18 protein-coding genes are annotated in these 23,789 nt (G+C 72.1%); 6 read left to right on the top strand and 12 right to left on the bottom strand.

What is annotated here, in order from left to right:
* Positions 1-107: 107 nt before the first annotated feature.
* Entirely contained in the window at positions 108-1,283 is a 1,176-nt protein-coding gene (locus ACIOC0_RS21125) for a citrate synthase (protein ID WP_402156684.1), read from the bottom strand.
* A gap of 97 nt (positions 1,284-1,380) precedes the next feature.
* Between ACIOC0_RS21125 and ACIOC0_RS21120 the strand changes: the two genes are divergently transcribed.
* The 4 genes from ACIOC0_RS21120 to ACIOC0_RS21105 all read left to right on the top strand — a co-directional run bounded on the left by ACIOC0_RS21120 (position 1,381) and on the right by ACIOC0_RS21105 (position 6,305).
* Positions 1,381-2,649, top strand: a complete 1,269-nt coding sequence (locus ACIOC0_RS21120; protein ID WP_402156683.1) for a citrate synthase — start codon at positions 1,381-1,383, stop codon at positions 2,647-2,649.
* A gap of 179 nt (positions 2,650-2,828) precedes the next feature.
* Positions 2,829-3,773: a sucrase ferredoxin gene (locus ACIOC0_RS21115; protein ID WP_402156681.1), complete on the top strand. Its 945-nt coding sequence runs from the start codon at positions 2,829-2,831 to the stop codon at positions 3,771-3,773.
* Positions 3,774-3,942: 169 nt separating this feature from the next.
* The gene (locus ACIOC0_RS21110; protein WP_402156680.1) at positions 3,943-5,628 is read left to right on the top strand and encodes an ATP-binding protein; all 1,686 of its coding nucleotides are present in this window, start codon (positions 3,943-3,945) and stop codon (positions 5,626-5,628) included.
* Entirely contained in the window at positions 5,625-6,305 is a 681-nt protein-coding gene (locus tag ACIOC0_RS21105; protein ID WP_402156678.1) for a response regulator, read from the top strand. Before ACIOC0_RS21110 ends, ACIOC0_RS21105 begins: the two co-directional genes overlap by 4 nt.
* Before the next feature lie 18 nt (positions 6,306-6,323).
* Here ACIOC0_RS21105 and ACIOC0_RS21100 read toward each other — a convergent pair whose 3' ends face one another.
* The 3 genes from ACIOC0_RS21100 to ACIOC0_RS21090 all read right to left on the bottom strand — a co-directional run bounded on the left by ACIOC0_RS21100 (position 6,324) and on the right by ACIOC0_RS21090 (position 10,722).
* Entirely contained in the window at positions 6,324-7,916 is a 1,593-nt protein-coding gene (locus ACIOC0_RS21100; RefSeq protein WP_402156676.1) for a cation acetate symporter, read from the bottom strand.
* The gene (locus ACIOC0_RS21095; protein ID WP_402156675.1) at positions 7,913-8,479 is read right to left on the bottom strand and encodes a DUF485 domain-containing protein; all 567 of its coding nucleotides are present in this window, start codon (positions 8,477-8,479) and stop codon (positions 7,913-7,915) included. Before ACIOC0_RS21095 ends, ACIOC0_RS21100 begins: the two co-directional genes overlap by 4 nt.
* A 119-nt stretch (positions 8,480-8,598) precedes the next feature.
* Complete coding sequence (locus tag ACIOC0_RS21090) at positions 8,599-10,722, bottom strand: type IIA DNA topoisomerase subunit B (RefSeq protein ID WP_402156674.1); 2,124 nt, start codon at positions 10,720-10,722, stop codon at positions 8,599-8,601.
* A 445-nt stretch (positions 10,723-11,167) separates the two neighbouring features.
* Between ACIOC0_RS21090 and ACIOC0_RS21085 the strand changes: the two genes are divergently transcribed.
* Complete coding sequence (locus ACIOC0_RS21085) at positions 11,168-11,398, top strand: hypothetical protein (protein ID WP_130438209.1); 231 nt, start codon at positions 11,168-11,170, stop codon at positions 11,396-11,398.
* A 103-nt stretch (positions 11,399-11,501) separates the two neighbouring features.
* Here the strand turns inward: ACIOC0_RS21085 and ACIOC0_RS21080 are convergent, their stop codons facing one another.
* The 7 genes from ACIOC0_RS21080 to ACIOC0_RS21050 all read right to left on the bottom strand — a co-directional run bounded on the left by ACIOC0_RS21080 (position 11,502) and on the right by ACIOC0_RS21050 (position 20,765).
* Entirely contained in the window at positions 11,502-12,383 is an 882-nt protein-coding gene (locus ACIOC0_RS21080) for a S1 family peptidase (protein ID WP_402156672.1), read from the bottom strand.
* 167 nt (positions 12,384-12,550) lie between these two features.
* On the bottom strand, positions 12,551-14,095 hold the full coding sequence (locus ACIOC0_RS21075; protein WP_402156671.1) for an RNA polymerase sigma factor: 1,545 nt from the start codon (positions 14,093-14,095) through the stop codon (positions 12,551-12,553).
* A 442-nt stretch (positions 14,096-14,537) separates the two neighbouring features.
* A complete protein-coding gene (locus ACIOC0_RS21070; protein WP_402156670.1) occupies positions 14,538-15,425 on the bottom strand; it encodes a FadR/GntR family transcriptional regulator in 888 nt (295 codons plus the stop codon).
* A 163-nt stretch (positions 15,426-15,588) separates the two neighbouring features.
* The gene (locus ACIOC0_RS21065) at positions 15,589-17,859 is read right to left on the bottom strand and encodes an ATP-binding cassette domain-containing protein (protein WP_402156668.1); all 2,271 of its coding nucleotides are present in this window, start codon (positions 17,857-17,859) and stop codon (positions 15,589-15,591) included.
* 50 nt (positions 17,860-17,909) lie between these two features.
* Positions 17,910-18,668 carry an NUDIX domain-containing protein gene (locus tag ACIOC0_RS21060; protein ID WP_402156667.1) on the bottom strand — a complete coding sequence of 253 codons (759 nt, stop codon included), beginning with the start codon at positions 18,666-18,668 and terminating at the stop codon, positions 17,910-17,912.
* Positions 18,669-18,797: 129 nt separating this feature from the next.
* Complete coding sequence (locus ACIOC0_RS21055) at positions 18,798-20,222, bottom strand: DUF4192 domain-containing protein (RefSeq protein WP_402156665.1); 1,425 nt, start codon at positions 20,220-20,222, stop codon at positions 18,798-18,800.
* Between the two features lie 117 nt (positions 20,223-20,339).
* Entirely contained in the window at positions 20,340-20,765 is a 426-nt protein-coding gene (locus tag ACIOC0_RS21050) for a DUF3291 domain-containing protein (protein WP_402156663.1), read from the bottom strand.
* An 87-nt stretch (positions 20,766-20,852) separates the two neighbouring features.
* Here ACIOC0_RS21050 and ACIOC0_RS21045 point away from each other — a divergent pair, with 87 nt between their 5' ends.
* Complete coding sequence (locus ACIOC0_RS21045) at positions 20,853-21,515, top strand: MerR family transcriptional regulator (protein WP_402156662.1); 663 nt, start codon at positions 20,853-20,855, stop codon at positions 21,513-21,515.
* Between the two features lie 98 nt (positions 21,516-21,613).
* Here the strand turns inward: ACIOC0_RS21045 and ACIOC0_RS21040 are convergent, their stop codons facing one another.
* Positions 21,614-23,773 carry a DEAD/DEAH box helicase gene (locus ACIOC0_RS21040; RefSeq protein WP_402156661.1) on the bottom strand — a complete coding sequence of 720 codons (2,160 nt, stop codon included), beginning with the start codon at positions 23,771-23,773 and terminating at the stop codon, positions 21,614-21,616.
* Between the last annotated feature and the right edge of the window lie 16 nt (positions 23,774-23,789).

Genomic DNA, 23,789 nt, shown 5'->3' with positions numbered 1-23,789 from the left:
GACCTCTCTGACACCTGGGGGCATGCCGGGCCAGGATACGAGCCGGGGAATGCACCGCGAGACGATCGCCCGTCAGCCGCGTCCGGCCGCTTTCGGAGCGGTCCGGTTCACGCCGCGCCGGGAGTCGCCGCAGGCACCTCCACCGGCGCCGCCGGGCCCACGTACCGCGCTGCCGGGCGGATGATCTTCGAGTCCTGGGCCTGTTCCAGGATGTTCGCGCTCCAGCCCACCGTCCGGCCCGCCGCGAAGGTCGGAGTGAACATCTCGCGCGGCAGACCGCACAGTTCCATGACGACGCCGGCGTAGTACTCCACGTTGGTGTGCAGTTCCCGGCCCGGCTTCAACTCGGCGAGGATCGCCTCGACGCGTCGTTCGACCTCGACGGCGAAGTCGACGCGCGGGCCTCCGAAGCTCTGGGCGATCTCCCGGAGCATCCGTGAGCGCGGGTCCTCGGTGCGGTAGACGGCGTGCCCGAAGCCCATGATCCGCTCACCTGCGAGGACGCGGTCCCGGATCCAGGAGTCGACGCGGTCCGGCGTGCCGATCGCGTCCAGGGTGTCCAGGGCGCGGCTGGGCGCGCCGCCGTGCAGCGGCCCCGAGAGGGCGCCCACCGCTCCGACGAGACAGGCGGCGACGTCCGCGCCGGTCGAGGCGATGACCCTGGCGGTGAACGTCGACGCGTTGAAGCCGTGGTCGATGGTCGATATCAGGTACTGCTCGACGGCCCTCGCCTGCTCCGGTTCCGGCTCTGCCCCCGTCAGCATGTGGAGGTAGTCGGCCGCGTACGGCAGGTCCTCGCGCGGCTCGACGGGTTCTAGCCCCTTCCCCAGCCGGTACAGCGCGGTGAGCAGCGTCGGCACGGCCGCAGCCGCCACGACGGTGTCCTCGCGGCGCTGCTCCGCGTCGATGTCGTACACGGGGCGGAAGCCGCGTGCCGCGCCGAGGAGGGAGAGCGCCGTGCGCATACCGGCGAGGGGGTTGCCGTTCGCGGCGGCGGCGACGGCCGGCAGCGCCCGCGTCACCTCGTCGGGCAGGCGGCGAAGGCCCGCGGTCTCGGCGGCGAAGGCGTCGCCGCGCGGCCCGTCGGGCAGCTCGCCGTGGACGAGGAGGTGCCAGACGTCCTCGAAGCGGCGGGTGCGCGCGAGTTCCACGGCCGAGTACTGCCGGTAGTGGTAGAAGCCCTCGCGGCCTCGGACGTCGCCGACCTCCGTGTCGGCGACCACGACTCCGGCGAGTCCTCGCGGTACCTCGACGGGTGCGGCTTCGGACCTGTTGACGGACATGTTTTCCTCCCTGAACTTGATTCGACTGTCCATGATTGACTCAATGGTGTCAATATTGATTGAATCAATGTGTCGGCCTCCTGGATACGGTGATCCCATGCGCGATCAAGAGCACGGCCGGACCGGCGGTCCCGGCCGCCCTGAGCGGCGGCTGAGCACCAAGGAGGCCGCCGAACTGCTCGGCGTGAAACCCGAGACCGTGTACGCCTACGTCAGCCGCGGCCAGCTCAGCAGCCGGCGCGCGGCAGGCAGCCGGGGCAGCACCTTCGACGCCGACGAGGTCGAGGCGCTCGCCCGGCGCAACCGGCGGGACAGCGGTACGGGCCAGACGCCTGGCGCCGAACTGTCCGTGCGCACCCGCCTCACCCTCATCGAGGACGACCGCTACTACTTCCGCGGCGTCGACGCCGCCGAGCTCGCCGTCCGGCACTCCTACGAGGAGGTCGCCGAGTGGCTGTGGACCGGGCGGATGCACCGCGGGGCCACCTTCACCGCGCCGCCCGCCTCCATCGACGCCGCCCACCGCGCGGCCAACGCGCTGCCCGCGCACACCGGCCCCACGGACCGGCTGCGCGTCGCCGCGGTCGCCGCCGCCGTCGCCGACCCCCTGCGCTTCGACCTGTCCGAGGACGCCGTCCTGGGCACCGCGCGCACCCTCATCCCCACCCTGGTCGCTGCCCTGCAGCCCAAGAATCCCGCCCATCAGGACGGCCGGTCCATCGCGTACCGCCTGTGGGGCCGGTTGAGCAGCCTGCCTGCAACCGAGGCCTCCCTGCACGCTCTGGACACGGCCCTCGGCCTCCTCGTCGACCACGACCTGGCCGCCTCGACGCTCGCCGTGCGCGTCGCCGCGAGCGCCCGCGCGCACGCGTACGCGGCCGTGTCGGCGGGGCTCGGCGTGCTCGAGGGGCCGCTGCACGGCGCGGCCAGCGGGCTCGCCCATCGGTTGCTGCGGGAGGTGCTCGACCAGGGCTCGGCGGCGCCCGTGATCGCCGAGGAGCTGAGGGCCGGCCGCCGCATCCCGGGGCTCGGACACCGGCTCTACCCGGGCGAGGACCCACGCGCGCGCGTCCTGTTCGCCCTCCTGGAGGAGATCCCCGAGGCGGCGCCCGCACTGGCCGCGGCCCGCGACGTCGTGATCACGACCGCGCGGCACACCTCGTTGCACGCCAACGTCGACCTTGCACTCGCCGTGCTCACCGTCTCCTGCGGCATGGCGGCCTCGGCCGGCGAGGCCGTCTTCGCCGTCGCCAGGACGGCGGGCTGGATCGCCCACGCCTTGGAGGAGTACGGCGAGCAGCCCCTGCGGATGCGGCCGAGCGGCCATTACGTCGGGCCGAAACCGACCCGGGCGGTGCCGGAATAACACTCGGGGCGTCACCGGTGGGTGCGGCGAGAAGCACCGGGCAGGCGACTGCGACACGCAAGACCTGGGGTCATGTGCAGGCCGCCGGGACGGTGCGGCGCACGCGTACGTGCCGCCGCGCGAGGACACTCGGTGGACCGGGAAGTCGCTCCGCGCGAAGTCAGGTTAGGCTCACCTCTGTGAGTACGTGCACGTCTGTCGCGCGGGACCTCGACGAGCCCATGTCCGGGACCGCGCCCACAGCGAGGACCTGGCTCCTGGTGGAACAGCCCGGCCCGTGGGGCGCCAAGGCGCTCGTGTCGAGCCACCTCGACCCCGTGCTGGGCCGCGCCCTGGAGGCCGCGGCGAAGGACACGGGCGTACGCGTCGTGCTCATCCGGCGTCCCGGACCGCACGCCGATTTCGGCACGCCGCGGCTGCGCCGCGTGTACGCCGCCCACACGGTCCCCGGGCGGGTGTGGATCCGCAGCGCCACGACCAGCGACCCGAGCCGGCTGCTGGACCTCGACTTCGCCGCCCTCGGCCGGGGCGAGCCCCGCTCCTTCGAAACGGCGCTGGACGGCCGTCCGCACACCGGTGGTCCGCTGGCCCTCGTGTGCACCAACGGCAAGCGCGACCGCTGCTGCGCACTGCTGGGCCGCCCGCTCGCCGCCGAACTCGCCGCCGCGGACGTGGACGGCGTCTGGGAGGTCACCCACCTGGGCGGGCACCGTTTCTCCCCCACGGCGCTCGTGCTCCCGTACGGCTACGCGTACGGCCGCGCCGAGGCGCACGCCCTCAAGGAGGTCCTGCACGGAGCGCAGGAGGGGCGGATCGTCGTGGAGGGAAGCCGCGGCTGCTCGGCCTGGGAGCGGCCCGGCCAGGCGGCGGAACTCGCCGTGCGTACGGCGGTCGGCGAGTACGCGGCGCAGGCGCTCACCGTCGTCGCCACCCAGGGCGGGGCACCGCGCTGGGAGGTGACGGTCGCGCACGCCGACGGGCGGCACTGGCGGGTCGTCGTGGCGCAGGGCGCGTCGCTGCCGCCGCGTCCGGAGAGCTGCGGGGCGTCCGCGCTGGGCTCCCCGGCGCGGATGGACGTGGAGTCGGTGCGCGAGCTGACGCCCGCCGGGGCGCTGGCGGGCTGACGCCGTCCCGCGCATCCCCGGGCCCACGAGACGCCTCCACAGGGCTGCCTGGGGAGTCGCCGCGGCGGCCGCTCGACAGCCGCCCGTGAACCGGTCGGCGGAGACCCTCGCGAGATCCCCGCCACACACCCCTACGGCTGGACCGGCACGTCCACGTACCGTCATGGGTATGAGCCCCGCTCCCCCCGTTCGACGCCTGCGCCTCGGCATGCCCCGCCGCATGGTCTCGCAGGTGCTGCTCATGCAGCTCGCGATCGCCGCGGGCGTCGTGGTGCTCGCCACCGGGCTGTTCCTCGCCCCGCTCAGCGACCAGTTGGACGACCAGGCGATGCGCCGCGCGCTCGCCATCGCCCAGACCACCGCGGCGGTGCCCCAGCTCGCCGACGACCTCCGTGACACCCCGCCCTCGGTCCACGGGCCGGTGCAGCGGGAGGCCGAGCGCATCCGCGAGGCCAGCGGGGCCGAGTACGTCGTGATCATGGACCTTCACGGCACGCGCTGGTCGCACCCCGACCCAGCGCAGGTCGGCGGCCATGTCTCGACGGACCCCAGCGAGGCCCTCGCCGGCCGGGAGGTCATGGGGATCGACAGCGGCACCCTGGGCCGCTCGGCGCGCGGCAAGGTGCCTCTGAGGGACAGCAACGGCAGGATCGTCGGGGCGGTCTCGGTCGGCATCGAGTACGACAGCGTGCGCGCGCGGCTGATCCACGCGATACCCGGACTCTTCGCCTACGCCGGGGGCGCCCTGGCCGTGGGCGCCCTGGCCGCCTGGCTGATCTCCCGGCGGGTCCACCGGCAGACCCGTGATCTTGCCTTCTCCGACATCTCGGCGCTGCTCTCCGAACGCGAGGCGATGCTGCACGGCATCCGGGAGGGCGTCGTCGCCCTCGACCGCGCGGGCCGCGTCCGCCTCCTGAACGACGAGGCGCAGCGGCTCCTCGGCATCGGCGAGGAACGGGCCGTCGGCCGCACGCCCGACGAGGCGCTCGGCGAGGGCCGCACCGCCGACGTCCTCGCCGGCCGGGTGACGGGCACCGACCTGATCACCGTGCGCGGGCAGCGCGTCCTGATCGCCAACCGCATGCCCACCGACGACGGCGGCGCGGTGGCCACCCTGCGCGACCGGACCGAGCTGGAGCAGCTCGGCCGTGAGCTGGACTCGACGCGCGGCCTGATCGACGCGCTGCGCGCGCAGGACCACGAACACGCCAACCGGATGCACACCCTGCTCGGACTGCTCGAACTGGAGCGGTACGACGACGCGGTGGAGTTCGTCGGCGAGGTGGTCGGCGACCACCGGGCGACCGCGGAGCAGGTCACCGAGAAGATCGAGGACCCGCTGCTCGCCGCCCTCCTCGTCGGCAAGGCGACCGTCGCCGCCGAACGCGGGGTGGCGCTGCGGGTGTCGGACCGCACGCGGCTCCCGGACCGGCTGGTGGATCCCCGCGGGCTGGTCACCGTCGTCGGCAACCTCGTGGACAACGCGCTCGACGCCGTCGCCGGGACCGCGCACGCACGCGTGGAGGTCGAACTCCGCGCCGAGGGACGCACCGCCGTCCTCAGGGTGCGCGACACAGGGCCCGGAATCCCGGTGGAGCACCGCGAGTCGGTGTTCACCGAGGGCTGGTCCACGAAGAAGCCGCCCGCGCACGGCAAGCGCGGCATCGGCCTCTCCCTGGTGCGCAGGCTCGCCGAACGGCAGGGCGGCAGCGCCTGCGTCGACGAGGCGCTCGGCGGAGGCGCCGAGTTCACCGTCGTCCTTCCCGAGGCACTGGCCGAGCCCGCCCCCGCACCGGCCCTCGAACCCGCCCTGGCCGCATCCGCGAAGGGCACAGCCGAAGAGGAGTCGCGATGATCGAGGTCCTGGTCGTGGACGACGACACCAGGGTCGCCCAGGTCAACTCCGCGTATGTCGAGAAGGTGCCGGGCTTCCACGTCGCGGGCGAGGCGCACAGCGCCGCCGAGGCGCTGCGCCAACTGGAGTCGCTGCCACGGTTGGACCTGGTCCTGCTGGACCACTACCTGCCCGACGAGACGGGCCTGGACGTCGTCCAGGAGATGCGCCGGCGCGGCCACCAGGCGGACGTGATCATGGTGACGGCGGCGCGGGACGTCACGACGGTGCAGTCGGCGATGCGCCACGGCGCGCTCCAGTACCTGGTCAAACCATTCAACTTCGCCGGTCTGCGCGCCAAGCTGGAGGCGTACGCAGAGCTGCGCCGCACGCTCGACGGCGGCGGTGAGGCGGAACAGGCGGACGTGGACCGGATCTTCGGCGCGCTGTCGGCCCCTTCGGAGCCGGGACTGCCCAAGGGGCACTCCCCCACCACGGCGGAACTCGTGCGCCAGTCCCTGATGAGCGCCCAAGGAGCTCTGTCGGCCCAGGAGATCGCCGACCGCACCGGGGTGAGCCGCCAGACCGCCCAGCGCTATCTGAAGCTCCTGGAGCGCACCGGGAGAGCCCGGCTGACCCTGAAGTACGGCGACGCGGGCCGCCCGGAACACCGTTACGTGTGGGCGACCCGCGACTGAGGCTTCGCGGCGATGGAGCTAGGCCGCTCCCGCTCCCGTCAGTGAGCGGACCTCGGTCTCCGCGTGCTTGGCCTCGTCCGGCCGCTCGCCCGAGGTCAGGGTGCCGAGCCAGCCGGCGAGGAAGCCGAGCGGGATGGAGACCAGGCCGGGGTTCTGCAGTGGGAAGACCTGGAAGTCGGCGGCCGGGAAGAGCGATTCGGGGCTGCCCGACACGACGGGCGACAGCACCACGAGCGCCACGGCGGGGATGAGTCCGCCGTAGACGGCCCACACCGCGCCGCGGGTGGTGAAGTTCCGCCAGAACAGCGAGTACAGCAGGACCGGCAGGTTCGCGGACGCGGCGACGGCGAAGGCGAGGCCCACCAGGAAGGCGACGTTGAGGTCGCGGGCGAGCAGTCCGAGACCGATCGCGACCGCGCCGACTCCGACGGCGGCGAACCGCGCGACCGCGACCTCACCGCGGGGGTCGGTGTGCCGGCGCCGCAGGGAGGCGTACAGGTCGTGAGCCACGGACGCCGAGGAGGCGAGGGTGATCCCGGCGACCACCGCGAGGATGGTAGCGAACGCGACGGCTGCCACGACCGCGAACAGCACCGTGCCGCCCGTGGAACCGGCTCCGCCGCCCAGGTCGAGGGCGAGCAGCGGCACGGCGGTGTTGCCGGCCGCGTTCGACGCCCGGACGGCGTCGGGGCCGACGATCGCCGCCGCGCCGAAGCCGAGGACGATCGTCATCAGGTAGAAGCCGCCGATGAGCCCGATCGACCAGACCACGGAACGCCGGGCGGCCCGCGCGGTCGGCACGGTGTAGAAGCGGGACAGGATGTGCGGCAGACCGGCGGTGCCCAGCACCAGCGCGAGCCCGAGGCTCATGAAGTCGCACCGCGCCGTCCAGTCCCCGCCGTACTTCAACCCGGGGGCGAGGAACGCGGCGCCGTGCCCGCTGCGCTCGGCCGCCGTCAGCAGCAGCCGGTCGAAGTCGCCGTGGAAGCGCAGCAGGACGAGCACGGTGAGCGCGACGGTGCCGCCGAGCAGCAGGACCGCCTTCACGATCTGGATCCAGGTGGTGGCCCGCATCCCTCCCAACGACACGTAGATCACCATGAGCGCGCCGACGCCGATGACGGTCCAGGCCCGCGCCGCCTCGCCGTTCTGGCCGAGGAGCAGCGCCACCAGGCTGCCCGCGCCCACCATCTGCGCCACCAGATACAGAACGGACACCGTGACCGAGGAAGTTCCCGCCGCGATCCGCACCGGCCGCTCGCGCATGCGTGCCGCCACGACGTCGGCGAGCGTGAACCGCCCGCAGTTGCGCACCAGTTCGGCGACGAGGAGGAGCACCACGAGCCAGGCCACGAGGAAGCCCACCGAGTACAGCAGGCCGTCGTAGCCGAAGAGGGCGATGAGTCCGGAGATGCCGAGGAAGGAGGCGGCCGACATGTAGTCGCCGGCGATGGCGAATCCGTTCTCCATCGGCGAGAACAGCCGCCCGCCGACGTAGAACTCCTCCGCCGAGCCGTGCCGGTCGCGGCTCACCCAGGTCGTGATGCCGAGGGTGACCGCGATGAAGGCGCTGAACAGAGCCAGCGCCAGCGTCTGGTGGTTGCCGGTCACGAGGCACCGCCCCGCGCCCCGCGCGTCAGTTCCTGGGTGTCCCAGCGCAGTTCGAGGGCCGCGCGGTCCCTGCGCAGCCGTGCGTGCCGGGAGTAGGCCCAGGTGAGCAGGAAGGTCGTGAGGAACTGGCCGAGGCCGGCGAGCAGCGCGACGTTCACCGCGCCGGCGACGGGCCGCGCCATGAAGCCGGGCGCGGTGGTCGCGGCGACCACATAGGCCACGTACCAGAGGAGGAATCCGGCGGTCGCGGGGACGACGAACCGCCGGTAGCGGCCCCTCACGTCCCGGAAGGCCTCGCTGCGCTGCACTTCGAGGTAGACCTGTGCGGCCGCCTCGGCGGCGTCCTCACGCGCCCGGCGCGCGGCAGGGACACCGGTCGCGGGCGGGGGCGCGGTGGGGGCGCCCGCCTCGGCCCAGGCGGAAGCGAGCGCGTCGTACCACGGGTCGTCGTAGCGCACGTCCGCCGGCGCTTCGTCGAACGCCAGACCGTGGCCCTGCCGATGGTCGCCCGGACTTTCGGAACCGTCCCCGCTGCCGAGGGCACGTCTGTTGCTTGACTGCATGCCCAAGGATGGACAGAACGGGAAGATCCCTGACTTCTCTTCCCCGCGCTCTTCACTCCATCAGGTGACCAGGAGCCTGAGCGCCGCCCCGGGACGGCGACGAACCGGGGCGCCGCGGGCTAGGCGTCGATGCGGGAGCGGTCCAGGGTCGCCGCGGAGCTGGAGATGAACTCCTTGCGCGGCGCCACGTCGTTGCCCATCAATAGATCGAACACCTGCTCGGATGCTTCGAGGTCGGAGAGGTTGATCCGGCGCAGGGTGCGGTGACGGGGGTCCATCGTGGTCTCCGCCAGCTGGTCGGCGTCCATCTCGCCGAGGCCCTTGTAGCGCTGGATGGAGTCCTTGTAGCGGATGCCCTTGCTCTGGAACTCCATGAGCTTGTCGCGCAGTTCGCGGTCCGAGTACGTGTAGACGTACTTGTCCTGGCCGCGCTTGGGCTGGATCAGCTCGACGCGGTGCAGCGGCGGGACCGCGGCGAACACCCGGCCGGCCTCGACCATGGGCCGCATGTAGCGCTGGAACAGGGTCAGCAGCAGGCACCGGATGTGGGAGCCGTCCACGTCGGCGTCGGTCATCATGATGATCTTGCCGTAGCGGGCCGCGTCGATGTCGAACGTGCGCCCGGAGCCGGCCCCTATGACCTGGATGATCGCGCCGCACTCGGCGTTCTTCAGCATGTCGGTCACGGACGACTTCTGGACGTTGAGGATCTTGCCGCGGATCGGCAGCAGCGCCTGGAACTCGGAGTTGCGGGCGAGCTTGGCCGTGCCGAGCGCGGAGTCGCCCTCGACGATGAACAGCTCACTGCGGTCGACGTCGTCGCTGCGGCAGTCGGCGAGCTTGGCCGGCAGCGAGGACGACTCCAGGGCCGTCTTTCGGCGCTGAGCGTCCTTGTGCTGACGGGCCGCGATACGCGTGCGCGCGGCGGCGACGGCCTTCTCCATGACGACCCGCGCCTGGGCGGCGGCATCGCGCTTGGTGGAGGTCAGGAACGCCTTGAGCTCCCTGGCGATCACCGTGTTGACGATCCTGCGGGCGGCCGAGGTGCCGAGCACCTCCTTGGTCTGCCCCTCGAACTGCGGCTCGGCGAGCCGGACGGTGACGACCGCGGTCAGGCCCTCCAGTGCGTCGTCCTTGACGATGTCGTCCTCGGCGACGCGCAGCATCTTCTTGGTGCGCAGCACCTCGTTCATCGTCCTGGCGACGGCCTGCTCGAAGCCTGCGACGTGAGTGCCGCCCTTGGGCGTGGCGATGATGTTGACGAACGACCGCAGCGTCGTGTCGTAGCCGGTGCCCCAGCGCATCGCGACGTCGACGCCGAGCTCGCGGGTGACCTCGGTCGGCGTCATCTGACCGTGGTCGTCCAGGACGGGCACGGTCTCCTTGAAGGTGCCCTGCCCGGTGAAGCGCAGCACGTCGCAGACGGGCTTGTCGGTGGCGAGGTACTCGCAGAACTCGCTGATGCCGCCGTCGAAGCGGAAGGACTCTTCGCCCTTGCTGCCGCCCTCGCCGAGGCCGTACTCGTCGCGGACGACGATGGTCAGGCCGGGCACCAGGAACGCGGTCTGACGGGCCCGCTGGTGGAGCGTGTCCAGGGAGAGCTTGGCGTCCTTGAGGAAGATCTGCCGGTCGGCCCAGTAACGCACGCGCGTGCCGGTGCGGGTCTTGGGGATCCGCTTGGTCTTGCGCAGGCCGCCCGCGGCTTCGAACTTCGCCTCCGGTCCGCCCGTGGCGAACGTGCCGGGGACGCCGCGGCGGAAGCTGATCGCGTGCGTGCTGCCGCCGCGGTCGACCTCGATGTCCAGACGGGCGGAGAGGGCGTTCACCACGGAGGCGCCGACGCCGTGCAGACCGCCGGAGGCGGCGTAGGAGCCGCCTCCGAACTTGCCGCCGGCGTGCAGCTTGGTCATGACGACCTCGACGCCGGACAGGCCGGTCTTGGGTTCGACGTCGACCGGGATGCCGCGGCCATTGTCGCGCACCTCCACCGAGCCGTCGTCATGGAGGACGACCTCGATGTGGTCGCAGTAGCCGCCCAGGGCCTCGTCGACGGAGTTGTCGATGATCTCCCACAGGCAGTGCATCAGGCCACGGCTGTCGGTCGATCCGATGTACATGCCCGGGCGCTTGCGTACGGCCTCGAGCCCCTCGAGGACGAGCAGGTGCCGCGCGGTGTAGTTGGAACCGTCCCGGTCTGCTCCTGCCAGCAGCGCAGTGGACGGCACGGACGTATCGGCGGTCACGCGGTTCGCTCCTCGCTGAATTTCACGGTGGGCCCTTGTGGGTAAGGGCGCGGCTTCGGTCGCCGCCAAGAGGGTACCGAGGCCTGGTAGAGCCGTTGTAACGCCACCCTCGTCCGAAACTCACAGTAGTCCAGACTCGTATGGATGTTCGATCTCTCGATGGGGTGAAGTACATATCACGTTCCCTTCGAGGCATGAACCATTTAGGCTCCGGGCACGTCCTCATGAGCAAACCGGCAATCCAGCCGGGAGGACCGGACCATGACCGACAGCGCGAAACCGTAAGACACATCAGACACGCAATACGGCACATTCGCCGCCAAACCGGCAGCAGACGGCCGCCTCGGAAAGAATTTTCCGAGGAGAAGCCACGAGCGGGAACGTTTTGGGGCTGGTTGGATGTTGACCCTGGTACGACAGCTCGTCGAGCTAGAGAAGAGGCGACGTGACTACTGTTCTGACCCCCGCGAGCCCGCTGACGGCCGCTGACCGCTGCGACCGCTGCGGCGCACAGGCGTACGTGCGCGTCGTCCTGCTCAGCGGCGGAGAACTGCTCTTCTGCGCCCACCACGGCCGCAAGTTCGAGCCGGAACTCAAGAAGATCGCCGCTGAGATACAGGACGAGACGGAGCGGCTGACGACCGTTCCCGCATCCGCCTCCGAAGATGAGCGCTGACAACCGACGCGTTCGACGACGAGCCAGATCCGGCTAGGCCGGCACGCGGGCGGCCGCCCCTGTTCGCCAGGGGCGGCCGCCCGCACTCGTGTTCTTCCCCGCTTCAGCGGCCCGACCGGCCCACGGCTGCGCCCTCGGCGGGCGTGGAGCCGGAGCCGGCGGCCAAGGCCTCCTTCCAGGCCCGCACGACGTCGGACACGCGGGTGTAGACGCCCGGGTTCCCCGCTTCTCCGCAGCCGCTGCCCCAGGAGACGAGCCCGATCAGCCGGCCCTGCGCGATCAGCGGTCCGCCGCTGTCGCCCTGGCAGGAGTCGTGCCCGCCCTTCGCCTCCCCCGCGCACACCATCGTCTTCGCCATGTACCTGCCGTCGCGGCCGCCGGGGTAGGCGGACTCGCAGGAGCTGTCGGGCAGGACGTGCACACGGGCCGCTCTCAGGCTCTGCGGGTAGGAGCCGCCGCCCGAGGTGTCGCCCCAGCCGTAGACCAGGGCCTCCGTGCCGGGCTGGTAGGCCGGGTCGCCCGCGGCGGCCATGGCGACGACCGAGGTCTGCGGCAGAGGTTCGGCGAGCGTGAGGACGGCGAAGTCCCCGGAGTTGCTCTCGCTGTCATAGGCCGGGTTCACCCAGACGCCCTTCACGGCGATCTCCCGGCCTGCGCCGGTGGAGAGGTCGGTGCGGCCCTCGACGACCTTCAGATCGCGCGCTCTGGGCGCTCCGAGCACCTCCTGGCCCATACAGTGGGCGGCTGTCAGCACCGCGGACGTGCCGACCACCACGCCTCCGCAGAACTGCCCGGACCTCGTACCGCCGAACCGGTCACGGCTGGACAGCGCGACCGTCCACGGCGACGTGGACACATCGACCGGGAACCCACCCACGACCACCCCGTCGGCGGCCGCCGGTACGGCTGTCACCAGGGGTATGGCCATCGCCGCGGTCGCCAGGACCAGCGGCCGGGTCAGCGCCCGGACCAAAGGACGACGCATGCGCGCTCCTCACTCTGAAGTGATCGATGAACACCCAGGGTGATCCAGTGCATGCCGACGCGCACCCGCGCGCCGCGCGGCAGGCCGAAGGCCCGGCTCCCCAGGGGAACCGGGCCTTCGGCGTCAGGCTGTGACGTCGACGCCGGCCGGGCGGCGTCGGTCGCCGTCTAGTCGAGGTAGTCGCGCAGCACCTGCGAGCGCGACGGGTGGCGCAGCTTCGACATGGTCTTGGACTCGATCTGGCGGATGCGCTCACGCGTGACGCCGTACACCTTGCCGATCTCGTCGAGGGTCTTCGGCTGACCGTCGGTGAGACCGAAGCGCATGGAGACGACGCCTGCCTCGCGCTCGGAGAGGGTGTCCAGGACGGAGTGCAGCTGCTCCTGGAGCAGCGTGAAGCTGACCGCGTCGGCCGGGACGACGGCCTCGGAGTCCTCGATGAGGTCGCCGAACTCGCTGTCGCCGTCCTCGCCCAGCGGGGTGTGGAGCGAGATGGGCTCACGGCCGTACTTCTGGACCTCGATGACCTTCTCCGGGGTCATGTCGAGTTCCTTGGCCAGCTCCTCCGGAGTGGGCTCGCGGCCCAGGTCCTGGAGCATCTGGCGCTGCACGCGCGCGAGCTTGTTGATGACCTCGACCATGTGCACCGGGATGCGGATGGTGCGGGCCTGGTCGGCCATGGCGCGGGTGATCGCCTGACGGATCCACCACGTGGCGTACGTGGAGAACTTGTAGCCCTTGGTGTAGTCGAACTTCTCGACCGCTCGGATCAGACCGAGGTTGCCCTCCTGGATGAGGTCCAGGAAGAGCATGCCGCGGCCGGTGTAGCGCTTGGCCAGGGAGACCACCAGACGGAGGTTGGCCTCCAGGAGGTGGTTCTTGGCGCGGCGGCCGTCCTCGGCGATGATCTCCAGCTCGCGCTTGAGCTTCGGGGCGAGCTTGTCGGCGTTGGCGAGCTTGTCCTCGGCGAACAGTCCGGCCTCGATGCGCTTGGCGAGCTCGACCTCCTGCTCGGCGTTGAGCAGCGGGACCTTGCCGATCTGCTTGAGGTAGTCCTTGACCGGGTCGGCGGTGGCACCGGCCGCGGCGACCTGCTGCGCGGGCGCGTCGTCCTCGTCCTCGTCGGAGAGGACGAAGCCGGCGTTCTCGGTGCCCTCGGGCTCGTCGCCGGCCTTGGGGGCGGCTTCCTCGAGGACCTCTTCCTCGATGAGCTCGACGTCGTCCTTCTTGGCGGCGGTCTTCTTGGCCGCCGTCTTCTTGGCGGGGGCGGCCTTCTTCGCGGCCGCCTTCTTGGCGGTGGTCTTCTTGGCGGCCGCCTTCCTCGCGGGGGCGGCTTCCTCGGCGGGGTCGTCCACAGCGGGCGCGGCCGGGGCGGCCGGGGCTCCGGCGGCGGCCTTCCTGGTGGTCACCGTCTTCGCCGCGACCGTCTTGGTGGCGGTGCGCTTGGCCGGACTCTTCGCTGCGACGCTCTTTCGGGTGCGCTTGGGCTCCGCGGCACTGACCATCAGCGTCACACCCTCTTCCTCGAGGATCTGGTTGAGGCTGCGCAGTACGTTCTTCCACTGAGTGGCCGGAATCTGGTCAGCTTCGAAGGCCCGACGCACATCGTCGCCGGCGATCTGCCCCTCAGCCTTTCCCCGCTCAATGAGCGCCATGACAGAGACGGACTCGGCGATCTCCGGCGGGAGCGTACGGGATGTGCTGGCCGACACGAACAACCTCTCGGAACGTTGGAAAACGACTTCCGGCCCCGTCCATTGCGGACAGGAGCCGACCACCGGCCTCGGGGACGGGCCGACGGTGCGGGCGGGGGGCCGGGAAGATGCACAGCGCCTTGTACGGCGTCCGTATTCCCTCCGCGGCTGTCACCTCTTAGGTCATCGCGTTGTTTCCATGAGCGTTACGCCTAATCTTCGTGGCCCGAGTCACACCACGTAAGCGCTCAAAAACGGTCAGACACGGGCACTTAAGGTCACCCGCGACGTCTACCCACACGACCGCCGCCCAACCGGCCTCTTCGCGCCGTCGGACCCCGCGGTCCCGGAGGCGGGCACTGCGGGGTCCGACGGACGGGGCGGGGCGCCGGCCGGGGAGAGGGGCCGGGAGACGACGGGACACGAGACCCCGACCACACCGCCCGCGGGGCGGGTGCGGTCAGTGCTCGCGCGGCGCCGGTACGACTCGCTCGACCTCGGGGTGGACGGTGAGGAGCTGGCGCATGGCCACCTCGGCACCGGTGCCGTCGCCCGCGGCGAGGGCGTCGACGATTCTGCCGTGGTGCGACAGGGACACCTCGTTCGGCCGGTCACAGCCGGTGACCGGTCCGCCGGAGACCTGGAGGGCGGCCGACACGATCCCGGAAAGGTGCTCCAGCATGCGGTTGCCCGCGATCTGGATGAGCAGGGAGTGGAACTCGGCGTCGGCACGGGAGTAGGTGAGCGCGTCACCCTGGCCCATGGCGTGCCCCATGATCTCGACCATGTCGGACAGCCGCCGCTGGACGTCCTCGCGCCCGTGCCCCGCGGCGAGGCGGGCGGCGAGCGGCTCGATCGTCCAGCGCAGCTCGGTCAGCTCGCGCCGCTGGTCGTCGCGCTGCGGACCGAAGGCCCGCCATTCGATGATGTCGGGGTCGAGGAGGTTCCAGTCGCTCACGGGACGCACGCGCGTGCCGACGTTCGGCCGGGCGCTGACCAGGCCCTTGGCCTCCAAGACGCGGAGCGACTCACGGACGACGGTGCGGGACACCTCGAAACGCTGGCCGATCTCCTCCGGCACGAGCGGGCGGTCGGCGCCCAGGTCACCGGAGACGATCATCTGGCCGAGCTGCTGGACGAGTTGGCCGTGCAGTCCGCGGCCGCGGCTGCCCGCGGCACGCCGGCCCACACGGCCCAGCTCGGGGTCCGCGCCCTCCCAGACGGGAGCTCCGACGCGCTCGGTGACGGGCGGCTCGGCATAGGGGTAGCGGTCGAGTTCGCCCGGGCCGGCCAGACCGGAGTCGGCGGAGCGGGCGGCGGTCATCATGGTGTGCGCAAGGGTACTCACGGATCCTTTGTCGGCGCTGCCTCCAACTGCCTTGAGGGCTTTGGTGAAAAGCACACGAAAGGGTGATCGCTCACCCCGTCGGAATTGACGCCTTATCGGAAAGAAATGGGCTTTCTGTGGGGAAGTTGCGCACATGTCGGGATCGGGTGCGCACGGTCCGCGGTCATCGTGCGCGGCTCCGCACGGTCGTGAGCAGGTAGGCGCCGAGCAGGCAGGTCAGCGACAACGCCAGTGCGCCGCCGAAGGGTTGACCGATCAGGCGGACCACCGCGGCGAGGTAGCGCTCGCCTCCGAAGGGCCACTGGAGCAGCAACACCTCGCGCATCCGCACCGAGAGTCCGGCCGCCGTCCGCACGGACACGCCGTGGACGACCTTGTGTACGACGGGTACGACGACCACCGGCACGGCCGCCACCGCGGCGAGCCCGGCCGTGGTGGAGCGGAAGACGCCGGCCGCCAGGACGCCGGCCCAGGCGCAGCCGACCACGAGTCCGAACCAGCTCACGCTCAACTGGGCCCAGTCCGCGGGAACCTGCGCGTGCTCCCGCCCGTAGAGGAGGTAGAGCACTTCGGCGTCGCAGCCCACGGTGAGGAAGGCCAGCGCCAGCGCGGTGAACGCGGCGACGGCCAGCTTCGCCGTGAGCATGCCCAGCCTGCGGGGGACGGTGCCGCGGTCGGCGGCCAGCGCGGGGTGGCGGAACTCGTCACCGAAGGCGAGCGCTCCGAGCAGTCCCGCGCCGAGCGCGGCGGGAGGCAGCGGCAGTTCGACGGGCCAGGCGGCCAGCAGACGCGCCTGCGAGGTGTGCCCGGCGCGCGCCAGGAACACGGCGGTGACGGCGGAGAGGAGGAGCACGACGGCACCGGTGACGAACCCCGTGCCGACGCCGGCGGCTCGGCGGAGTTCATAGCGGAGGGGGCGAAGGGGGCTGGGGGCGGGGCGCACGGAGATGGGGGGCGGCAAGGTGACACCGCGGCCGTCGGGGCGGCGGCGGGCAACGGTTCTCGGGGAGTGCTGCGCCGGGGGGTGGATGGTGCGGTGAGCGGAGTTGGGTGAGCGGCCGGTTCTGTCGGTGTCGGTCTTGATGGAGCGCATTGCGGCAGGCGGTTCGTCGGGCGACGCGCCGGATGGTCGGGTTGCCGCCGGGGCGTCGGCGGCCGGCACGGCGACCAGGGAACGGCCCTGGGCGCTCGTGGCAGCCTCGGGACGGGCGTCGGCGCGGGCGTCGCGGCTCTCGTCGGCCGGGGCGGCGGTCCCGGAGGGGGCCGAGGCACGTGCGGAAGGGGCATCGGACGACGGGCGAGCGAGGGCTTCGGCAGTCGCTGTGACGGGAGTGTCGGCGATCGAGGCGTCGGCCGGGACGCCTTCGACTGAGACGTTGGCCGGCTCGGCAGCCGAAACGCCTGAGGCTGAGGCGTCGGGTCGGGCCGCGGACTGGACGACTGTGGCCGCGGCGCCGACCGAATCGTCTGCGGGTCGGGTGCGGGCATTCGACGGAGTCGCCGGCCGGGGCACGCCCGGCAGAACTTCGGTGAGCTCCGGGTCGGCCCCTCCGGCTCCTGGGCCCATGTCGCCCACTTCGTCCGCGAGTTGATGGACGAGAACGCCGTGCCGGAAGGCGGTGTCGCCGACGGCGGCGCAAGTACTGCCGTACACCGACAGCCGGTTGCCGTCCTCCTGGACCACCTCGACGGAACGGTGTCCGGTGCGGGCCTCCTTGGTCAGGAGGGCGGCGAGACGGGCCGCGTGGGGGCTGCGTACGGCGACGCGTGGACGCAGCCGGGTACGGGCGAAGTCGCCCACCTCCTGGTCGGCGACGAGCCGGCCCTCGTCCAGCGTGACGACCCGGTCGGCGATGCGGATGGCCTCCTTGGGGTCGGTCGTGGTCGACAGGACCGTGCCGCCGTGGTCGGCGTGGGCGCGCAGCATGGCGTGCAGCCAACGGCTTTCGCGTTCGGAGAGCCCCTCGGCGGGCTCGTCGAGCACGAGGCTGTGCGGGTCGGCGAGGAGCGCGCAGGCGAGTCCGAGGCGACGGTCCATGCCCCGGGAGAGGGTGCCGAGTCGTTCCTCCCGGAGGCTGACCAGCCCGACCGCTTCCAGGACTTCGTCGGCCCGCCGGGCGGGGACGCCGGCGGCCGCGCACAGCATGCGCAGATGACCGCGGACGGTGCGGCCGGGATGCCCGGGCACGTCGCCCAGCAGGACGCCGACCTCGCGTGCGGGGTGAGCGACGCGGTGCAGAGGCCGGCCTCTGAAGTAGGTGATGCCACAGCCCTGTTGGAGTTCGAGCATGAGTCTCAGCGCCGTGGTCTTGCCGGCGCCCGGCGTGCCGAGCAGAACGGTGACGCGCCCTGAGCGCGCCTCGAAGGACACGTCGTCGAGGGCGGGCGGGAGCTCCTTGCGCGGTTCGCTGGTCAGTCCGAAAGCCTGGATCACCCGTAGCAAGATAGCGCGTTATGTCCGTTTTCTTCGGTGCGACTCCCGTTTCACACCTCGGGCCGCAGCATCGGCGGATTGAGCAGGGTCGCACCGCCGGCGCGGAAGAGTTGGGCGGGACGGCCACCCTGCCGTGTGGTGGTGCCTCCCGTCGGCACCAGGAAGCCCGGGGTGCCGGTCACCTTGCGGTGGAAGTTGCGCGGGTCCAGGGACACCCCCCACACCGCCTCGTAGACGCGGCGCAGTTCCCCGACGGTGAACTCTGGGGGACAGAACGCCGTGGCGAGCGAGGAGTATTCGATCTTGGAGCGGGCGCGTTCCACTCCGTCCGCGAGGATCCGGGCGTGGTCGAAGGCGAGCGGCGCGACCGGTTCGCCGTCCCGGCCGTGACCGCCGTGCTGGAGCAGCTCCTCGACGGGCGCCCAGCGGGCGTTGCTGGCGTCGCCGCCGGCTCTGGGAGCCGGCAGGTCGGGGGCGAGCGCGAGGTGGGCGACGCTGACGACACGCATCCGGGGGTCGCGGCCGGGGTCGCCGTAGGTGGCGAGCTGTTCCAGGTGGGCGCCGTGGTCCTGGGCGGGGGCGGAGGGATCGTGCGCATGCAGTCCGGTCTCCTCGACCAGTTCGCGCGCCGCGGCCTGGGAGAGGTCCTCGTCGGCCCGTACGAAGCCGCCGGGGAGAGCCCACCGGCCCTGGAACGGCGGCTCGCCCCTGCGGACCGCCAGAGCGCACAGGGCATGGCGGCGCACGGTCAGTACGACCAGGTCCACGGTGACGGCGAAGGGCGGGAACGCTGACGGGTCGTAGGGCATGCGGCGATCATAGTCGTCTTCCTGACGATAAACAGGCCACGCTCCCCCATTCGCAGTTCGTCGGGCGCTTCCTCGACGCGGGCGGTTCCGGCTGTCAGGGCGGGCGTGTCCCCTGGTGTGCTCCCCCGCTCACCCCCTGCCCTCCGGGCAGTTGTCGCGCCGCCGGGCGGCCTTGCCCAGGGGGCGTGTGCGGGGGCGTGCAGCGGGGCGCCCTGGGGCGGGGCGATCCGAACCCGGGCGATCCGTACCCGGGCGTTGCGCGGCTGCGCGCTCCGAGGAGGCGGGGCGGGGTCGGCGGCGTCGGTGGTCGGGTCGGGGGCCGCTCTGCGGGTCCTCCCCGTCCTCGGGGCCGTCGTCTCCCGGTGCGGACCCCTCGGCGCGGCCCTGCCGTTCGGTGCGCAGAAAGCTTCGTACGGACTCGGGGTCGAGGCCCTCGTTGCAGGCCTGGTGCAGGAGCCGGGCGAAGAGGTAGCCGGGGTCGGCGCCGAGTGCCATGGCGAGGGCCTCCCGGGCTTCGAGTTCGTCGCCGACGGACCAGGCGACCCAGCCCGCGAGGGTGAGGGGCGCCGCCGCGTGCTCGCCGTAGGGTCCGACGCAGCGGCGGGCCAGGGCACGCCAGAGACGCAGTGCGGGGGCCGCTTCGTCGCCCTCCATCCACTGGGCGGCGCGGTCCCGGGTGGTGCGGTCCTGGAGGCCCAGAATCAGCGCGGCCGCCTCGTCGGCGGAGAGCAGCCGGTCGTCCCTCCGGTCCGCTTCCGGTGCGTCCGCCACCGGAGGAGCCGCCGCCAGGCGGCGCATGATCAGCTCGGCCAGCTCGATCGTCTCGTCGGCCACGACCGCGCGGTTGTCGTCCTCGACGATCCTGGGCACCAGCGCCATGCTCGCGGTGTCGAGCGCGACCTCCTGCTCCAGCGCCGCACCCGTCTCCAGTGGGAGCAACCGGGCCCGCAGCTCGCACAGGGTGCCCCGGACCTGGATGCCGGCGTAGGTGGCCGCGGCGGCCACCACGGACGTGCCCGGGAGGCCCATCGGGGCGCCCTCGGGTGGGCAGCAGCCCTTGCCGCCGCAGCAGTACGACCAGAAGCGCCCGTCGGAGATGCACAGTGCCTCGATCACGGGGACGTCCAGGTCCCCGCACTCCTCGCGCAGCCGCTGGGCCAGCGGACGCAGCCGCTCCATGATCTCGCGCCCCGTCTCGCCGTCGCCCGGCTCCTGACAGAGGTAGGCGACCATCTGCGCGGGCCGGGTTCCACGGCGTTCGCTGCCCCGTACGAGGCCCTGCGCCAGCTGGCGGGCCGCGGCCCGCCAGTCGTCCGGGTTGGGTGGGATGCCCAGGCGGGCCCGGCCACCGAACCGGCCCCGCCCGCCCCGGTCGTGCAGGGCGACCAGGACGATGCTGTCCTCGGGCCGGTAGCCGAGCAAGTACGGGATGGCGTCGGCGAGTTCGGCCGGGGTGCGCAGGGTCACGTGGTGGGGTGCGACGGTGTCCCCGTCGCCCATCGGGCCTCCGTGGAACGGGACATGACTTCCGGTCGTTTCGCTGTGATTCGTCATGCCCAGACGATCTCGCGGATTGCGATCCTCCGCTTCGACCTGTGGATAACTCCGGTCAGGGTCACGTCACAGCGGTCCCGCACCTGCCCCTGTGCGCGACGGCATTCGGCCGGACGTTCAGTGGGCGGCGCTCCCGCTGTCGGCGGCGTCGGCGCGGGCCTGGTCGTCGATGCGCCGCTTGGCTTCCTTCCAGTCGATCGGCAGCCGCTCGACCGGCGTCTCCCAGAAGGTGAACGTCGACTCGCGCATCGTGGAGCGCAGCCCGGCCATGATGCTCATGTGGGGTTCCGCCCGCGCGTACGCGTACAGGGCGTCGCGGTCCTCCCACGCCGACAGCGTGAAGAACACACCCCTGGTCAGCTGGGCCTCCAGCGAGGCGCCGAGGGCGCCGGGCGCCTTGCGGACCTGACCCCAGGCCGACAGGGACTTGAGGAAGAAGCGCGGCACGTCCTTCAGGGATCGCACCTCGAACCGAGAGGCCATCACGAAGGCAGTGGTGTGGGGCTGGGCCGGGTTCGGCTTCACCCAGGGAAGAGTGGGCACGGTAGTCTCGCCTCCACAGTTGGGGAGTGACACTATCCATATTAGAGAGTGGCGCTTCCCAATGACAGGGGAAGGAACGGAAAACCTGTGCGCATCTCAGAGCTGAGTCGTCGCAGCGGTGTGCCCACCGCGACGATCAAGTACTACCTGCGAGAGGGCCTGCTGCCGCCCGGTCGTGCGACCGCCGCCACGCAGGCGGAGTACGACGAGCACCATGTGCGCAGACTGCGGCTGATCCGCGCCCTGATCGGCGTGCGGGGACTGTCCGTCAGCGCGGCCCGCCATGTGCTGGACGCCGTCTCCGGGGGTCCGACCGACATGCACTCGCTGCTCGGCCTCGTCTTCGGCCTGTCACCCACCGGGAAACCCGGCGAGGAGAGCGCCGAAAAGAGCGTCGACGAGGACTCCACCGACCCGGGCGGCTCCGAAGCCGGCTCGCTGCTGTCCGAGTTGGGCTGGGACGTCACCGAGCACAACCCGGCCCGGCACGTCATCGACCAGACACTGGAGACGCTGCGCTCCCTGGGCGTGGACTACCACTGGCAGTCGCTCCTGCCCTACGCACGGCTCGCGGAGCAGACCGCCGTCCTCGATCTGGACCAGCTGCAGGAGCCGTCGGACCCGCTCGAGAAGGCCGAGCGCGCGGTGCTCCTGACCTTCCTCCTGGAACCCGCGCTGCTCGCACTGCGCCGGCTCGCCCAGGAAGCCGAGTCCCACACCAGGTACGGCAAGCCCGAACCGCGTGAGTGAAAGGTACTCTACTGCAACCGCTGGCCTCCCGTGTCACCGGCGCGGACGTCGACGCTCAGGTCCCCCCACGGCACCGCCGAGGTCACTCCTGCGGCCGCTCAGCCCGCGGTGGCCAGGACCAGCGGCAGTACCGGTCCGCTGCCCGCCCGGCGCAGCAGGCGCCCGGCGACGGCGAGGGTCCAGCCCGAGTCCGTGCAGTCGTCGACGAGCAACACTGGTCCGGGGGCGAGGGTCAGCGCACGCGACAGTTCCTCGGAGACGGTGAAGGCGTCGGTCAGCGCCCGCAGCCGCTGGGCGGAGTTGCTGCGCCGCGCCGCGTGCGCGCCGTCCGGTCCGACGTGACTCAGGGCGCCCAGGAAGGGCAGGCGGCCGACCCTCGCGATGCCCTCGGCGAGGGAGCCGACGAGTTGCGGGCGGGCCAGCGACGGCACGGCGACGACGCCGACCGGCCGGGCGGGGGCGTCCGGGCCCCCCGACGCCCATCCTCCCGGGGAGCGCGCCCAGTCGGCGAGGACCGCCACCGCGGCCCGCAGGACGTCGTCGGGGACCGGTCCGTCCGGCGCGTTCTCCGCCAGCAGCGGGCGCAGCCGGTTGCCCCAGCCGATGTCGGAGAGCCGGCCCAGGGCCCGCCCGGTGGAACACTGCTCGCCCGCCGGGATGCGCCCCTTGAGGTCGACACCCAGGGCGGGCATGCCCGTGGGCCACATCCGGCGCGGCTCGACCTCCACTCCCGGACGGTCCAGTTCCTTCACCGCCCCTGTGAGCGCGTCGGCGGACACGGCGGCGTCGGCCCAGGCGCCCGCGCAGGTGTCGCACCGCCCGCACGGGGCCGCGCCCTCGTCGTCCAACTGCCGGCGCAGGAACTCCATGCGGCACCCGGTCGTGCTCACGTAGTCCCGCATGGCCTGCCGCTCGGCCGCCCGCTGTTCGGCGACCCAGGCGTAGCGCTCCGTGTCGTAGACCCACGGCTCACCGGTGGAGACCCAACCGCCCTTGACCCGCTTGACCGCACCGTCCACGTCGAGGACCTTGAGCATGGTCTCCAGGCGGGTGCGCCGCAGGTCGACCAGGGCCTCCAGGGCCGGCACGGACAGCGGGCGGCCCGCGTCGGCGAGGGCCGAGAGGGTCTGGCGGACCTGTGCCTCGGGCGGGAAGGCGGTGTCGGCGAAGTAGCGCCAGATGGCCTCGTCCTCCTTGCCCGGCAGCAGCAGCACGTCCGCATGGGCCACACCGCGCCCCGCACGCCCCACCTGCTGGTAGTAGGCGATCGGCGAGGACGGCGAGCCGAGGTGCACCACGAAGCCCAGATCCGGCTTGTCGAAGCCCATCCCGAGCGCCGACGTCGCCACCAAGGCCTTGACGCGGTTCCCCAGCAGGTCCGCCTCCGCCTGCAGCCGATCCGCGTTCTCCGTGCGCCCCGTGTACGACGCCACCCGGAAGCCGCGCTGCCGCAGGAACGCGGTGGCCTCCTCGGCCGCGGCCACCGTCAGCGCGTAGACGATTCCCGAGCCCGGCAGTTCGTCCAGGTGTTCGGCGAGCCAGGCCAGCCGGTGCGCGGCGTCCGGCAGGCGCACCACCCCGAGCCGCAGGCTCTCGCGTTCCAGCGGGCCGCGCAGCACCAGGGCCTCGCCGGCGCCGGTGCCCAACTGCTCGGCCACGTCTGCCGTGACCCGCGCGTTGGCCGTGGCCGTCGTCGCCAGCACCGGCACCCCGGGGGCCAGCTCGGCGAGCATCGCGCGCAGCCGGCGGTAGTCCGGGCGGAAGTCGTGCCCCCAGTCGGAGATGCAGTGCGCCTCGTCTACGACCAGCAGACCGGTCGTCGCCGCGAGCTTGGGCAGCATGTGGTCGCGGAAGTCCACGGAGTTCAGCCGCTCGGGACTCACAAGGAGCACGTCGGTCTCGCCCCGCTCGACCTCCTCGTGGATCGCGTCCCACTCCTCCGGATTGGCCGAGTTGATCGTCCGCGCCCGGATGCCGGCCCGCGCCGCCGACTCGACCTGGTTGCGCATCAGCGCCAGCAGCGGCGAGACGATCACGGTCGGTCCGCCACCGCGTCGGCGCAGCAGCGCTGTGGCGACGAAGTACACCGCGGACTTGCCCCAGCCGGTGCGCTGCACCACCAGGGCGCGCCGCCGCTCCCGCACCAGTGCGTCCACCGCCAGCCACTGGTCCTCCCGCAACCGCGCCTCCCCGGGGGAGGCTCCGACGAGCTCGGCGAGGATGGCATCGGCTTCGGCGCGCAGCTCCGTAACGTCCATGCCCCCATGCAACCCG

The organism is Streptomyces sp. NPDC088254 (genome assembly GCF_044740925.1).
In the GTDB taxonomy this organism is placed as follows: domain Bacteria; phylum Actinomycetota; class Actinomycetes; order Streptomycetales; family Streptomycetaceae; genus Streptomyces.
Note: the sequence above shows the minus strand (reverse complement) of the source record. Positions and strands in the feature narration are given on the sequence as shown.